General features: G+C 71.2%; 14 protein-coding genes. All 14 read left to right on the forward strand.

Annotated elements, in window-relative coordinates; translation table 11 throughout:
* Positions 1 to 17: 17 nt before the first annotated feature.
* The 14 genes from ACFWNV_RS27655 (at position 18) to ACFWNV_RS27720 (ending at position 13,721) form a co-directional block, all read left to right on the forward strand.
* Positions 18 to 1,673: an acyl-CoA dehydrogenase family protein gene (locus tag ACFWNV_RS27655; protein ID WP_383952236.1), complete on the forward strand. Its 1,656-nt coding sequence runs from the start codon at positions 18 to 20 to the stop codon at positions 1,671 to 1,673.
* A 395-nt stretch (positions 1,674 to 2,068) separates the two neighbouring features.
* A complete protein-coding gene (locus ACFWNV_RS27660; protein WP_383952257.1) occupies positions 2,069 to 3,334 on the forward strand; it encodes a GAF domain-containing protein in 1,266 nt (421 codons plus the stop codon).
* A gap of 5 nt (positions 3,335 to 3,339) precedes the next feature.
* Positions 3,340 to 3,903, forward strand: a complete 564-nt coding sequence (locus tag ACFWNV_RS27665; RefSeq protein WP_383952238.1) for a GNAT family N-acetyltransferase — start codon at positions 3,340 to 3,342, stop codon at positions 3,901 to 3,903.
* Positions 3,904 to 4,091: 188 nt separating this feature from the next.
* On the forward strand, positions 4,092 to 4,175 hold the full coding sequence (locus tag ACFWNV_RS27670; RefSeq protein ID WP_312847410.1) for a putative leader peptide: 84 nt from the start codon (positions 4,092 to 4,094) through the stop codon (positions 4,173 to 4,175).
* A gap of 207 nt (positions 4,176 to 4,382) precedes the next feature.
* Entirely contained in the window at positions 4,383 to 6,092 is a 1,710-nt protein-coding gene (locus ACFWNV_RS27675; RefSeq protein ID WP_266885555.1) for a nitrite/sulfite reductase, read from the forward strand.
* Entirely contained in the window at positions 6,089 to 6,268 is a 180-nt protein-coding gene (locus ACFWNV_RS27680; RefSeq protein WP_214956597.1) for a DpnI domain-containing protein, read from the forward strand. Before ACFWNV_RS27675 ends, ACFWNV_RS27680 begins: the two co-directional genes overlap by 4 nt.
* Entirely contained in the window at positions 6,265 to 6,972 is a 708-nt protein-coding gene (locus ACFWNV_RS27685) for a phosphoadenylyl-sulfate reductase (RefSeq protein WP_383952240.1), read from the forward strand. Before ACFWNV_RS27680 ends, ACFWNV_RS27685 begins: the two co-directional genes overlap by 4 nt.
* A gap of 53 nt (positions 6,973 to 7,025) precedes the next feature.
* Positions 7,026 to 7,571, forward strand: a complete 546-nt coding sequence (gene cysC / locus ACFWNV_RS27690) for an adenylyl-sulfate kinase (RefSeq protein ID WP_383952242.1) — start codon at positions 7,026 to 7,028, stop codon at positions 7,569 to 7,571.
* Positions 7,568 to 8,506: a sulfate adenylyltransferase subunit CysD gene (cysD, locus tag ACFWNV_RS27695; protein WP_383952244.1), complete on the forward strand. Its 939-nt coding sequence runs from the start codon at positions 7,568 to 7,570 to the stop codon at positions 8,504 to 8,506. Before cysC ends, cysD begins: the two co-directional genes overlap by 4 nt.
* A 2-nt stretch (positions 8,507 to 8,508) precedes the next feature.
* Positions 8,509 to 9,849: a sulfate adenylyltransferase subunit 1 gene (locus tag ACFWNV_RS27700; protein ID WP_383952246.1), complete on the forward strand. Its 1,341-nt coding sequence runs from the start codon at positions 8,509 to 8,511 to the stop codon at positions 9,847 to 9,849.
* Positions 9,850 to 10,072: 223 nt separating this feature from the next.
* A complete protein-coding gene (locus tag ACFWNV_RS27705; RefSeq protein ID WP_383952259.1) occupies positions 10,073 to 11,191 on the forward strand; it encodes an ABC transporter substrate-binding protein in 1,119 nt (372 codons plus the stop codon).
* A gap of 65 nt (positions 11,192 to 11,256) precedes the next feature.
* On the forward strand, positions 11,257 to 12,051 hold the full coding sequence (locus tag ACFWNV_RS27710; protein ID WP_383952248.1) for an ABC transporter ATP-binding protein: 795 nt from the start codon (positions 11,257 to 11,259) through the stop codon (positions 12,049 to 12,051).
* On the forward strand, positions 12,038 to 12,940 hold the full coding sequence (locus ACFWNV_RS27715; protein WP_383952250.1) for an ABC transporter permease: 903 nt from the start codon (positions 12,038 to 12,040) through the stop codon (positions 12,938 to 12,940). The genes ACFWNV_RS27710 and ACFWNV_RS27715 overlap by 14 nt, the downstream gene beginning before the upstream one ends.
* Before the next feature lie 4 nt (positions 12,941 to 12,944).
* Positions 12,945 to 13,721 (forward strand): sirohydrochlorin chelatase, encoded by a 777-nt coding sequence (locus ACFWNV_RS27720; RefSeq protein ID WP_383952251.1) that lies wholly within the window; start codon positions 12,945 to 12,947, stop codon positions 13,719 to 13,721.
* Positions 13,722 to 13,907 lie beyond the last annotated feature (186 nt).

Genomic DNA, 13,907 nt, shown 5'->3' on the forward strand with positions numbered 1-13,907 from the left:
GTCCTTACGGTATCGGCATGGCAGCCACCACCCACACAGTCAGCAATCAGGCCCCGCCACTCGCGGGCCACGACGTATACGGCAGCGACCGGGTCCTGAGCGAGGGCGTGGAGCGGCACCTCGCGGACGCCGCGCCCGAACTCGCCGCGGAGGTGAGGGAGGAGCTCTCGGATCTGGGGCGTGCGGCAGGGTCCCGGCAGGCGCAGGACTGGGGGACGCAGGCCAACGAGAACCCGCCGAAGCTGCGGACGCACGACCGGTACGGCAACCGGATCGACGAGGTGGAGTTCCATCCCTCGTGGCACCGGCTGCTCGGGCACGCCGTGGGCGCCGGGCTCACCGACGCGTGGGGGCGGCCGGCGGGCCATCTGCGGCGGGCGGCCGGTTTCTTCGTGTGGTCGCAGGCGGAGGCGGGGCACGGGTGCCCGGTCTCGATGACGCACGCGGCGGTACCGGCCCTGCGGACCGATCCGGAGCTGGCGGCCGAATGGGAGCCGCGGCTGACCTCGCACGTGTACGAGGAGGGGCTGCGGCCGGCCGGGCAGAAGGCCGGGGTGCTCTTCGGGATGGGCATGACGGAGAAGCAGGGCGGCAGTGACGTCCGGGCGAACACGACGGCGGCAGTGCCGCTGGACGCCTCGGGCGAGTACCTGCTGACGGGGCACAAGTGGTTCTGCTCGGCGCCGATGTGCGACGGGTTCCTGGTGCTGGCGCAGGCTCCGGGCGGGCTGACCTGCTTCCTGGTGCCGCGGGTGCTGCCGGACGGGACGCGGAACGTGTTCGCGATCCAGCGGCTGAAGGACAAGCTGGGCAACCGGTCGAACGCGTCGAGCGAGGTGGAGTTCGACGGGACGTGGGCGCGGAGGGTGGGCGAGGAGGGCCGGGGGGTGCGGACCATCATCGAGATGGTCGCGGCGACCCGGCTGGACTGCGTGATCGGTTCGGCCTCGCTGATGCGGCAGGCGCTGACGCAGGCCGCTCACCACACGGAGCACCGCTCTGCTTTCGGAGCACCGCTCATCGACCAGCCGCTGATGCGCAACGTGCTCGCCGACCTCGCCCTGGAGTCGGAGGCCGCCACCACCCTCACGCTCCGCCTCGCGGCCGCGTACGACGCGGTCCAGAGCTCGGGCAACGAGCAGGAGCGGGCCTTCCTGCGCATCGCGGTGCCCACCGCGAAGTACTGGGTGACCAAGCGCTGTACGCCGATGGTGGCGGAGGCCCTGGAGTGTCTGGGCGGAAACGGCTACGTCGAGGAGTCGGGGATGCCCCGGCTGCTGCGCGAGTCCCCGCTGAACTCCATCTGGGAGGGATCGGGCAACGTCCAGGCCCTGGACGTACTGCGCGCCCTCCAGCGCGAACCGCAGGCGCTGAACGCCTTCCTCCAGGAGGTGGGGCTGGCGCGCGGCGCCGACCACCGGCTGGATTCGGCCATCAAGCACCTGCTGACCGAGCTCGCGGACCTGGAGGGCATCGAGGCCCGGGCCCGGCGGGTCGTGGAGCGGATGGCCTTGGTGCTGCAGGGATCCCTGCTGGTGCGCTGGGCCCCGCCGGAGGTGGCCGATGCCTTCTGCGCCTCGCGCCTGGGCGGTGACTGGGGCGCGGCCTTCGGCACGCTGCCGCACAGTCTGGATCTGGGATCCGTGGTGGAACGGGCCCGGATCGCGGGCTAGCGGAGGGCCCCAACCCTCCGGAAGCGGGCTCATGCGGAGGGCCCCAACCCTCCGAAAAGCACTGCGGTGCGGGATCCGGGCCCGTTGACCAGGAACAGGGATGGCGCCGCGCCGACTCGGCACCACCCCTGATCCGAGAAGCCCCGAGGAAGGAGCTGTCACGTCGCTCGGCGACGTGCGCACAGTTTCGATCGACCGACCGGGACTTGGCGAGAGTTGCAAGACGTTGCAACCTTTGACTCGGAACCGCCCTTGGGGCGTTGCGGTCCTCGCCCGGAAGCGGCGCGCACCGGACGGCCGCCGCGGGCGGGAACCGTCGTACGCATGTTCGGCACGGGGAGGTTCCGGTGGTCCACACCACAGGCAGCGCGGTCGATGCGGCACGCATCTCGGCCATGGACGCGCGGGAGGCCGCGCGCCTGCTCAAGGGGGTACGGGCGGCCGCGCTGGCCGGGGACCGTCCGCCGGCCGCGCCGCGCCCGGAGATCGCGGAGTCCTGGCGCCGGATGATGGCGGGCGGGGTCCACCCGGACCGCGACAGCCGCTCGCGGATGCTGTCGGCCGCCGAGACCGAGGAGCGGCGCCAGACCTCTCCGCTACGGGAACTGCTGCCCGTCCTGCGCGAAGGACTGCTGCCCTCGCTGGACGAGGCCCTGCACATCATGGTCGTGGCCGACGCCGACGGGCGGCTGCTGTGGCGGGAGGGCCACTCCTCGATCCTGCGCAACGCGGACCGGCTGGGCTTCGGGGTGGGCGCCCACTGGGACGAGTCGGTGGTCGGCACCAACGGGGTCGGCACCGCCCTGGTGACCCGCAGACCGGTCCAGGTGTTCTCGGCGGAGCACTTCGTCTCCAGCCACCACGACTGGACCTGCGCCGGAGCCCCCGTACGCGATCCCCGCGACGGGCAGCTGATCGGGGTCCTCGACGTCAGCGGGCCGCTGGCCACCATGCACCCGGCGACCCTGGCGTGGGTGAGCTCGGTGGCCCGGCTCGCGGAGCGGGAGCTGCGGGTGCGGCACCTGGAGTCGCTGGAACGGCTGCGGGCGGTGGCGGCCCCGCTGCTGGCCCGGATGCCGGGGCGGGCCCTGGCCGTGGACGGCAACGGGTGGACGGCGGCCGTCACGGGTCTCGCTCCGATGGAGCGGATCCCGCTGCCCAAGACCTTCGGACCGGGCCGGGTCTGGGTGCCGCAGCTCGGCGACTGCCTGGTGGAGCCACTGCCGGGCGGCTGGCTGATGAACGTCACCGAGGCCCGTACCGGCGCCGGGGCGGCGGCCCGCGTCGTCCTCGACCTGAGCCGGCCGGGTGCGTGGCGGGCCACCGTCTACGGGGCCGCGGGGAGCTGGTCGCAGGAGCTGAGCCCGCGCCACGCGGAGCTGCTGTTCCTGCTGGCGGAGTCCCCCCGGGGACGTTCCGCGGCGGAGCTCGCGCAGGAGCTGTTCGGGGATCCGACGCGCACGGTGACCGTCCGTGCGGAGATCTCCCGGGTGCGCCGCAACCTCGGCGGCGTGCTGGCCCACCGCCCGTACCGCTTCGCGCACGACGTGGAGGTGGAGCTGATCCGCCCGGCGGACCCGGCCGCGCTGCTGCCGCACTCCACGGCGCCGGCGGTGATCAGCGCCCGGCTGGGCCCGGCGGGGAGCGGCATGATTCCCTGACGTCCATGAGCACGAGCACACTGACCACCTGGTCCCTGGAAATGACCGCACCGTCCGACCTCGTCGCGGCGGCCGTCCCGGGTCCGGAGATCCGCATCGTCCGGTCGGAGGTCCCCTCCCCCGAGTTCAGCAGGTTCCTCTACGCCTCGGTGGGCGGCGACATCCACTGGACGGACCGGCTGGTGCTGACCCGCGCGCAGTGGGTGGAGCAGCTGGACCGTCCGGGCGTGGAGACGTGGGTGGCGTACGACCGCGGCACCCCGGCGGGGTACGTGGAACTCGACCCGCAGCCCGACGGTGTGGTGGAGATCATGTACTTCGGCCTGATCCCCGACTTCCGGGGGCGGCGCATCGGCGGCCACCTGCTGACCGTGGGCATCGAGCGGGCCTGGTCCCTGGCCGAGCGCTGGCCGGAGCTGGCCCCGACGCGGCGCGTCTGGCTGCACACGTGCAGCGACGACGGCCCGACCGCCATGGCGAACTACCTCCGGCGCGGCTTCAAGGTCTTCAAGGAGGAGACGGAGGAGAAGGCCGTCGCCCCCACCCCGGGCCCCTGGCCGGGCGCGTAGGGGGCTCCGCCCCGGACCCGGCGAGGCCGGACACCTCAAGCCTCCCCGGCGTCCGGACACCGGGACGCACGGGGACAAAGGGGCCGCCGGGGTGACGCCCATCACGGACATCTTGCGATACGAGACGAGTTCGTCCGCATCGTGGACAGTAGTGGACTCCTCCAATCGCGCCATGCCACGCTTCCGCCATGAACGGAGCTGGAATTGCCTTGGTGAGTCGGCGGCACGTCGACCTCGGCCGCATGTCCAGCGCCATCTGTCCGGCGCGCTGACGCACAGCACCGCCGCGACGGCGCACCACACCGACGTCGCCGCGGACGCGAACACACCGCCTGCCGTCAGCCACCACCGCAGTCCCCTGTAGGTCGGTCGTCGCCCCAAAAGGGCGGCAGATCAGCCACATCCGCTCCACGCGCGCCAGGGGTCACGCCGCCGCTCCCCTGCCCCTGCCTCGAGCCGCCCAAGAAGGACGTACCGCCATGGCCGCCACCCCCGATACGACCGCAGCCGCCGCACCCGCCGCAGCCGCGCGCCGCAAGACCGGCCGTCACCGCGGTGAGGGCCAGTGGGCCGTCGGACACCACACGCCCCTCAACGGCAACGAGCAGTTCAAGAAGGACGACGACGGTCTCAATGTGCGGGCGCGCATCGAGAACATCTACTCCAAGGCGGGCTTCGACTCGATCGACCCCAACGACCTGCGCGGCCGTATGCGCTGGTGGGGCCTCTACACCCAGCGCAAGCCCGGGATCGACGGCGGCAAGACCGCGATCCTGGAGCCGGAGGAGCTGGACGACAAGTACTTCATGCTGCGCGTGCGCATCGACGGCGGCCGGCTCACCACCGAGCAGCTGCGCGTCATCGGTGAGATCTCCGAGGAGTTCGCCCGCGGCACCGCCGACCTCACGGACCGGCAGAACGTGCAGTACCACTGGATCCGCATCGAGGACGTCCCGGAGATCTGGCGCCGTCTGGAGGCCGTCGGCCTCTCGACCACCGAGGCCTGCGGTGACACCCCCCGCGTGATCCTCGGTTCGCCCGTCGCCGGCATCGCGCTGGACGAGATCATCGACGGCACCCCCGCCATCGACGAGATCTACGCCCGCATCGTGGGCAACCCGGCCTTCTCGAACCTGCCCCGCAAGTTCAAGTCCGCGATCTCCGGCTCGCCGCTGCTCGACGTGGCGCACGAGATCAACGACATCGCGTTCGTCGGTGTGAACCACCCCGAGCACGGCCCCGGCTTCGACGTCTGGGTCGGCGGCGGCCTCTCCACCAACCCGAAGCTGGGTGTGCGCCTGGGCACCTGGGTCTCGCTCGACGAGGTCCCGGACATCTACGAGGGCGTCATCTCGATCTTCCGCGACTACGGCTACCGCCGGCTGCGCACCCGCGCCCGCCTGAAGTTCCTCGTCGCCGACTGGGGCCCGGCCAAGTTCCGCCAGGTCCTGGAGGACGAGTACCTCAAGCGCAAGCTGACCGACGGCCCCGCGCCCGAGCAGCCCAGCGGCCAGTGGCGCGACCACGTCGGCGTGCACCAGCAGCAGGACGGCAAGTTCTACGTCGGCTTCGCGCCCCGCGTGGGCCGTGTCGACGGCGCCACCCTGACGAAGATCGCCGCCGTCGCCGAGCAGCACGGTTCCGGCCGGCTGCGCACCACCGCCGAGCAGAAGATGATCGTGCTCGACATCGAGGCGGGCCAGGTCGACTCGGTCGTCGCGGCCCTGGAGGCGCTGGACCTGCGGGTCAACCCGTCCCCGTTCCGCCGCGGCACGATGGCCTGCACCGGCATCGAGTTCTGCAAGCTGGCCATCGTCGAGACGAAGGCGCGCGGCGCCTCGCTGATCGACGAACTGGAGCGCCGCCTGCCGGGCTTCGCCGAGCCGCTCACCATCAACATCAACGGCTGCCCGAACGCCTGCGCCCGTATCCAGGTGGCGGACATCGGTCTCAAGGGCCAGCTGGTCCTGGACGACGAGGGCAACCAGGTCGAGGGCTACCAGGTTCACCTGGGCGGCGCACTCGGGCTGGAGGCCGGTTTCGGCCGCAAGGTCCGCGGGCTCAAGGTCACCTCGGCCGGTCTGCCGGACTACGTCGAGCGGGTCGTCACGCGCTTCGAGAAGCAGCGCGAGGACGGCGAGCGCTTCGCCAGCTGGGTCACCCGTGCCAAGGACGAGGACCTGTCGTGAGCGAGCGCGCCGCACCGTTCTACTGCCCGTACTGCGGCGACGAGGACCTGTTCCCCAACGAAACGGGCCACGGCGCCTGGGAATGCAGGGCCTGCAATCGAGCCTTCCAGCTGAAGTACCTCGGGCTGCTGGCCCGGGGTGTTCAGTCCAATGACGCTGGAGGGGACGAGATATGACCACGATTCAGGACGCAGATCTCAAGAACCTGCAGGTACTGGCCGAGCAGGCGGGCCGGGACCTGGAGGACTCCACCCCGCTGGAGATCCTCACCTGGGCGGCCGAGACCTTCGGCAAGAAGTTCGCCGTGACCTCCTCCATGGAGGACGCGGTCGTCGCCCACCTCGCCTCCCGCGCCTTCCCCGGCGTGGACGTGGTCTTCCTCGACACGGGCTACCACTTCGAGGAGACCATCGGCACCCGTGACGCGGTCGAGGCCGTGATGGACGTCAACGTCATCACGCTCACCCCGCGCCGGAGCGTCGCCGAGCAGGACGCCGAGTACGGCCCGAAGCTGCACGACCGCGACCCCGACCTGTGCTGCGCGCTGCGCAAGGTCAAGCCGCTCGAAGAGGGCCTGACCGCGTACGACGCCTGGGCCACGGGCCTGCGCCGCGACGAGTCCCCGACCCGGGCGAACACCCCGGTGGTCGGCTGGGACGAGAAGCGGCGGAAGGTCAAGGTCTCGCCGATCGCCCGCTGGACCCAGGACGACGTGGACGCGTACGTCCTGGAGCACGGGGTGCTCACCAACCCGCTGCTGATGGACGGTTACGCCTCCGTCGGCTGCGCCCCCTGCACCCGACGGGTGGCGGAGGGCGAGGACGCCCGCGCCGGCCGCTGGGCCGGGCGCGGCAAGACCGAGTGCGGACTGCACGGCTGATGACGGCCACCCGCGCGACCAACGAACGTACAGAACCGACGGAGACGAACCAGATGAGCGTGAGCGACCAGGGCGCCACCGTGTGGCTGACCGGGCTGCCGAGCGCGGGCAAGACCACCATCGCCTACGCGCTGGCCGAGCGGCTGCGCGCCGAGGGCCACCGCGTGGAGGTCCTCGACGGCGACGAGATCCGCGAGTTCCTCTCCGCCGGCCTCGGCTTCGGCCGCGAGGACCGGCACACCAACGTGCAGCGGATCGGCTTCGTCGCCGAACTCCTCGCGTCCAACGGCGTCAAGGCGCTCGTCCCGGTGATCGCACCGTTCGCGGACAGCCGCGAGGCCGTCCGCAAGCGGCACGCCGCCGAGGGCACGACCTACCTCGAAGTGCACGTGGCCACTCCGGTGGAGGTGTGCTCCGAGCGTGACGTGAAGGGCCTGTACGCCAAGCAGGCGGCGGGCGAGATCTCCGGTCTGACCGGGGTCGACGACCCGTACGAGGCCCCGGAGTCCCCGGACCTCCGTATCGAGTCGCACACGCAGTCCGTACAGGAGTCGGCTTCGGCCCTGCACGCTCTGCTCACCGAGAGGGGTCTGGCATGACCGCCACCGTCGCACACGTCCACGAAGGGACGGACGCGCCCTACGCGCTGTCGCACCTCGACGCCCTCGAATCGGAGGCCGTGCACATCTTCCGCGAGGTGGCGGGCGAGTTCGAGAAGCCGGTGATCCTGTTCTCCGGCGGCAAGGACTCCATCGTCATGCTGCACCTGGCGCTGAAGGCGTTCGCGCCGGCGCCGGTGCCGTTCACCCTGCTCCACGTGGACACCGGCCACAACTTCCCCGAGGTCCTGGAGTACCGCGACCGCGCGGTCGCCCGGCACGGCCTGCGCCTGCACGTGGCCTCCGTCCAGGAGTACATCGACGCCGGCAAGCTCCGCGAGCGTCCCGACGGCGTCCGCAACCCGCTGCAGACCGTCCCCCTCACGGAGGCGATCCAGCAGCTCAAGTTCGACGCGGTCTTCGGCGGCGGCCGTCGCGACGAGGAGAAGGCCCGCGCCAAGGAGCGCGTCTTCTCCCTGCGCGACGAGTTCTCCCAGTGGGACCCGCGGCGTCAGCGCCCCGAGCTGTGGCAGCTCTACAACGGCCGCCACGCGGCGGGCGAGCACGTGCGCGTGTTCCCGCTCTCGAACTGGACCGAGCTGGACGTGTGGCAGTACATCGCCCGCGAGGAGATCGAGCTTCCGGAGATCTACTTCGCCCACGAGCGCGAGGTGTTCCAGCGGGGCGGCATGTGGCTGACGGCCGGCGAATGGGGCGGTGCGAAGGAGGGCGAGACCACCGAGACCCGCCTGATCCGCTACCGCACCGTCGGTGACATGTCCTGCACCGGCGCCGTCGACTCCGACGCCACCACGCTGGACGCCGTGATCACCGAAATCGCCGCCTCCCGGCTCACCGAGCGGGGCGCGACCCGCGCCGACGACAAGCTGTCCGAGGCCGCGATGGAAGACCGCAAGCGCGAAGGGTACTTCTAGACATGACCTCCACCACCGAGCAGTTCGCCGATCTGTCGGCGACCACGCTGCTGCGCTTCGCCACCGCGGGCTCCGTCGACGACGGCAAGTCCACCCTCGTCGGACGCCTCCTGCACGACTCCAAGTCGGTCCTCACCGACCAGCTGGAAGCCGTGGAGCGGGTCTCCGCCAGCCGCGGTCAGGACACCCCCGACCTCGCGCTGCTCACCGACGGCCTGCGGGCCGAGCGCGAGCAGGGCATCACCATCGACGTGGCCTACCGCTACTTCGCGACCGCCCGCCGCCGGTTCATCCTGGCCGACACCCCCGGGCACGTGCAGTACACCCGCAACATGGTCACCGGAGCCTCCACGGCCGACCTCGCCGTGGTGCTGGTCGACGCCCGCAACGGCGTGATCGAGCAGACCCGCCGGCACGCCGCCGTGGCGGCCCTGCTCCGGGTCCCCCACGTGGTCCTGGCCGTCAACAAGATGGACCTGGTGGGCTACGAGGAGGCCGTCTTCGCGTCGATCGCCGAGGAGTTCACCGCGTACGCCACGGGCCTGGGCGTCCCGGAGATCACCGCGATCCCGATCTCGGCCCTGGCCGGCGACAACGTGGTGGAGCCCTCCGCGCACATGGACTGGTACGGCGGCCCCACGGTGCTGGAGCACCTGGAGACCGTCCCGGTCAGCCACGACCTCACCGCCTGCCCGGCGCGCTTCCCGGTGCAGTACGTGATCCGTCCGCAGACCGCCGAGCACCCGGACTACCGGGGCTACGCGGGCCAGATCGCCTCCGGCGTGCTGCGCGTCGGCGAGGCCGTCACCGTCCTGCCGTCGGGCCGCACCTCGGTCATCGAGGGCATCGACGCGCTCGGTGAGAGCGTCGACATCGCGTGGGCCCCGCAGTCGGTGACCCTGCGCCTCAAGGACGACATCGACATCTCGCGCGGCGACCTGATCGCGCCGTCGTCGAGTTCCCCCGCCACCACGCAGGACGTCGTGGCGACGGTCTGCCACGTGGCGGACCAGCCCCTCGCCGTGGGCGCCCGGGTGCTGATCAAGCACACGACGCGCACGGTGAAGGCGATCGTCAAGGAGATCCCCTCGCGGCTGACCCTGGACGACCTGTCCCAGCACCCGAACCCCGGGCAGCTGGTGGCCAATGACATCGGCCGAGTCGTCGTCCGTACCGCCGAGCCGCTCGCGCTCGACTCGTACGCCGACTCGCGCCGCACCGGGTCCTTCCTGCTGATCGACCCGGCGGACGGCACGACCCTGGCGGCCGGTATGGTCGGCGAATCCTTCGCCTCCAAGGCCCAGACCACCGTTCAGGCTGATGATGAAGGGTGGGATTTCTGATCATGCTTGCCGATATCTACTCCACCTTCGCGAAGGAGGGCGGCCGCGTAGGCAGCGGCTCCCTCGGCAGCGGCCAGGGAGGTGTGGGGCGATGTGCGTGATGACGTACGCGCACCGCATGCGCGCCCACACCCCCCACGAGCCCTACCTGCCCTTGTCGTTCAGCAAACGAAGACGTGCGTCGTGATACGACGCTACGAGAGGAAGTCCTCCCGTGCCTGCCATCGGTACCCCGCGTAAGACCCTGCACCGCAGCATCGCCGCCGCTGCCGCCCTGCCGCTCCTGATCGGCGCCCTCGCCTCGTGCGGCTACGGCTCCGACGCCAAGAAGGACGACGCTCCCAAGGCGAACGTCGCCGACGACTCCGGCAAGAAGCTGTCGGCCTCCGAGGTGCGCATCGGCTACTTCCCGAACCTGACCCACGCCACGGCGCTGGTCGGCATCCAGGAAGGCCTGATCGCCAAGGAGCTGAACGGCACCACGATCAAGCCGCAGACCTTCAACGCCGGCCCCTCCGAGATCGAAGCCCTCAACGGCGGCTCTCTCGACATCGGCTTCATCGGCCCCTCGCCGTCGATCAACGCCTACGTGAAGTCCAAGGGCTCCAACCTGCGGATCATCTCCGGCTCCGCCTCGGGCGGCGTGAAGCTGGTCGTGAACCCGGAGAAGATCAAGACCCTGGACGACCTCAAGGGCAAGAAGATCGCCACCCCGCAGAAGGGGAACACGCAGGACGTCGCGTTCCTCAACTGGATCGCCGAGAAGGGCTGGACGGTCGACCCGGAGTCCGGCAAGGGTGACGTCTCCGTCGTCCGCACGGACAACAAGGTCACCCCGGACGCCTTCAAGCAGGGCTCGATCGACGGCGCCTGGGTGCCGGAGCCCACGGCCTCCAAGCTCGTCTCCGAGGGCGCCAAGGTCCTGCTCGACGAGACCGACCTGTGGCCCGACAAGAAGTTCGTGATCACGAACATCATCGTGTCGCAGAAGTTCCTCACCGAGCACGCGGACGTCGTCGAGGCGGTGCTCAAGGGCACGGTCAAGACCAACGAGTGGATCAACGCCAACCAGGACAAGGCGAAGGCCTCCGCCAACGCCGCGCTGAAGACCCTGAGCGGCAAGGAACTCGAAGCTGCGGTCATCGACCCGGCGTGGCCGAGCATCCTCGTCACCGACGACCCGCTGGCGAGCACCCTGAAGACCGAGTCGGAGTGGGCGGTCAAGGCCAAGCTCATCGAGCAGCCCGACCTGAACGGCATCTACGACCTGAAGCTCCTGAACAAGGTGCTCAAGGCCGCCGGCAAGCCCGAGGTCTCCGACGCCGGTCTCGGCGTCAAGTAAGCCCTCCGGCAACCCCCTTCAGTAACCCTTCAGTACCCCGTCCCGAATCCCAGGAGGTGACGACCATGGCCACCATGCTTGCCAAGGCTGCCGAGGGCACCGTAGCGGAGCAGACGCACGCCGCTCGGATCGAGCACGTCTCGAAGTCCTTCTCCGGCCCGGCCGGATCGCAGCTCGTCCTGGACGACATCAGCCTCGATGTCGCTCCCGGAGAGTTCGTCACCATCCTGGGTGCCTCGGGCTGTGGAAAGTCCACCCTGCTCAACCTGGTCGCCGGACTGGACGCGCCGTCCGCGGGGTCGATCGAGACCCCCGGCGGCCGCCCGGCCCTGATGTTCCAGGAGCACGCCCTCTTCCCGTGGCTCACCGCGGGCAAGAACATCGAACTCGCCCTGCGCCTGCGCGGGGTGGCCAAGGCCGACCGCAAGCCCGAGGCCGAGCGGCTGCTGGAGCTGGTCCGGCTCGGCGGCTCGTACGGCAAGCGGGTCCACGAGCTGTCCGGCGGCATGCGCCAGCGCGTGGCCCTGGCCCGGGCGCTCGCCCAGGACAGCCAGCTGCTGCTGATGGACGAGCCGTTCGCGGCGCTCGACGCCATCACCCGCGACGTGCTGCACGGCGAGCTCACCCGCATCTGGGAAGAGACGAACCTGTCCGTCCTGTTCGTCACGCACAACGTCCGCGAGGCCGTACGGCTCGCGCAGCGTGTGGTCCTGCTGTCCTCGCGCCCCGGCCGGGTCGCGAAGGAGTGGACCGTGGGCATCCCGCAGCCGCGCCGCATCGAGGACGCGGACGTCGCGGAACTGTCCCTTGAGATCACTGAACACCTGCGTGGGGAGATCCGCCGCCATGGCCAGCACTGACACCACCGCCGAAGTCCAGCCCAAGGCCAAGACGGACGACCTCGCCGGACTGGAGGCGGGCCTCGACGCGCTCGACGCCGTCCAGACGCACCGCACCCCGGTCCGTGAGGTCCTCGTCAAGAAGGTCCTGCCGCCGGTGCTCGCCGTCGGCCTGGTCCTCCTCGTCTGGCAGGTCCTCGTCGCCGCGCACATCACCGAGGAGACCAAGCTCCCCGCCCTGTCCTCCGTCTGGGACAGCCTGGCCGACATGTGGGCCAAGGGCACGCTGCTGGAGGTCATCTGGACCAGCGTCTCGCGCGGTCTGCTCGGCTTCCTGCTGGCCCTGGCCATCGGTACCCCGCTCGGTCTGCTCGTCGCCCGGGTGAAGTTCGTCCGCGCCGCGATCGGCCCGATCCTGCAGGGCCTGCAGTCGCTGCCCTCGGTCGCCTGGGTGCCCCCGGCGGTGCTCTGGTTCGGGCTCAACGACGCGATGATGTACACCGTCATCCTGCTCGGCGCCGTCCCGTCGATCGCCAACGGCCTCGTCTCCGGCATCGACCAGATCCCGCCGCTGTTCCTGCGGGCCGGCCGCACCCTGGGCGCCACCGGCCTGCGCGGCGCCTGGCACGTGGTCATGCCGGCCGCGCTGCCCGGCTACCTGGCCGGCCTCAAGCAGGGCTGGGCCTTCTCCTGGCGCTCCCTGATGGCCGCCGAGATCATCGCCAGCTCCCCCGACCTCGGTCTGGGCCTGGGCCAGCTCCTCGAGAACGGCCGCAACAACATCGACCTGCCCGGCGTGTTCCTCGCGATCATCCTGATCCTGGTCGTCGGCATCGCGATCGACCTGCTGATCTTCAGCCCGGTCGAGCGGTGGGTGCTGCGCACCCGCGGCCTGCTGGTCAAGAGCTGATCACGTGTCCGCGCACGTCACGCACTCCACGCACACCCCCGCCCTGCTCGTCATCGCCCACGGCAGCCGCGACCCGCGGCACGCGGCGACCGTGCAGGCCCTCACCCGCCGGGTGCGGGCGATGCGGCCGGGGCTGCGCGTGGAGACCGCGTTCCTCGACTTCGACACCCCGACCGTCGACCAGGCGGTGGCCTCGCTCTACCTGTCCGGGGTACGCGAGATCGTGGCGCTCCCCCTCCTCCTGACGAGGGCGTTCCACGCGAAGTCCGACATCCCGGCGGTGCTCGCCGGAGCCACGTCCCACCTGCCGGACCTCTCGGTCCGGATCGCGGACGTGCTCGGCCCGTCGCCGCTGCTGCTGGCGACCCTGGAGCGCCGGCTGTGGGAAGCCGGCCTCACCCCGGCGGACCGCGCCACCACCGGTGTGGTGCTCGCGTCCGCCGGTTCCTCCGACCCGGAGGCGATCGCAGTGATCGCTGAAATCGCGCGGGAGTGGCGGCACACCGGTTGGTGCGCCGTGCGGCCTGCGTTCGCCTCCGCTGTTCTCCCCCGGACCGAGGACGCCGTACGGGCGCTGCGCGCGGAGGGCGTCCGCCGGATCGCGGTGGCCCCCTACGTCATCGCCCCCGGCCGGCTTCCCGACCGCATCGCGGCGGGCGCCGAAGCCGCGGGGGCCGACGTGGTCGCGGCCGTCCTCGGCCCCTCCCCGGAGCTGGCCCGCCTGCTGCTCCGCAGGTTCGACGCGGCAACCCCGTCCCGCATCCCGGCCCTGGCGGCCTGACCCGCCTGCCACTGCGCGGGGCCGAGTCCCCTACCCAACCTTCCACCGTTCCCCGGGCGCTGCACGGACCCGTTGCCAGGTGCGGCGCCGTTGCGGGGGCCAGCCCCCGCACCCCCGCTCCTCAAACGCCGGAGGGGCTGGGTTTCCGCCGGCCGGGGCTGGATTGCCCGCAGGGCAATTCCAGCC

It is taken from the genome of Streptomyces sp. NPDC058401 (assembly GCF_042722885.1).
Lineage (GTDB): Bacteria > Actinomycetota > Actinomycetes > Streptomycetales > Streptomycetaceae > Streptomyces.

Bases quoted from the DNA above. Each gene is read 5' to 3' on its own strand.
- ACFWNV_RS27675 (WP_266885555.1), top strand. From the start codon at position 4,383: ATGGCCGCCACCCCCGATACGACCGCAGCCGCCGCACCCGCCGCAGCC.
- ACFWNV_RS27710 (WP_383952248.1), top strand. From the start codon at position 11,257: ATGGCCACCATGCTTGCCAAGGCTGCCGAGGGCACCGTAGCGGAGCAG.
- ACFWNV_RS27700 (WP_383952246.1), top strand. From the start codon at position 8,509: ATGACCTCCACCACCGAGCAGTTCGCCGATCTGTCGGCGACCACGCTG.
- ACFWNV_RS27660 (WP_383952257.1), top strand. From the start codon at position 2,069: ATGGACGCGCGGGAGGCCGCGCGCCTGCTCAAGGGGGTACGGGCGGCC.
- ACFWNV_RS27715 (WP_383952250.1), top strand. From the start codon at position 12,038: ATGGCCAGCACTGACACCACCGCCGAAGTCCAGCCCAAGGCCAAGACG.
- cysD (WP_383952244.1), top strand. From the start codon at position 7,568: ATGACCGCCACCGTCGCACACGTCCACGAAGGGACGGACGCGCCCTAC.
- ACFWNV_RS27670 (WP_312847410.1), top strand. From the start codon at position 4,092: ATGAACGGAGCTGGAATTGCCTTGGTGAGTCGGCGGCACGTCGACCTC.
- ACFWNV_RS27655 (WP_383952236.1), top strand. From the start codon at position 18: ATGGCAGCCACCACCCACACAGTCAGCAATCAGGCCCCGCCACTCGCG.
- cysC (WP_383952242.1), top strand. From the start codon at position 7,026: ATGAGCGTGAGCGACCAGGGCGCCACCGTGTGGCTGACCGGGCTGCCG.
- ACFWNV_RS27685 (WP_383952240.1), top strand. From the start codon at position 6,265: ATGACCACGATTCAGGACGCAGATCTCAAGAACCTGCAGGTACTGGCC.
- ACFWNV_RS27665 (WP_383952238.1), top strand. From the start codon at position 3,340: ATGAGCACGAGCACACTGACCACCTGGTCCCTGGAAATGACCGCACCG.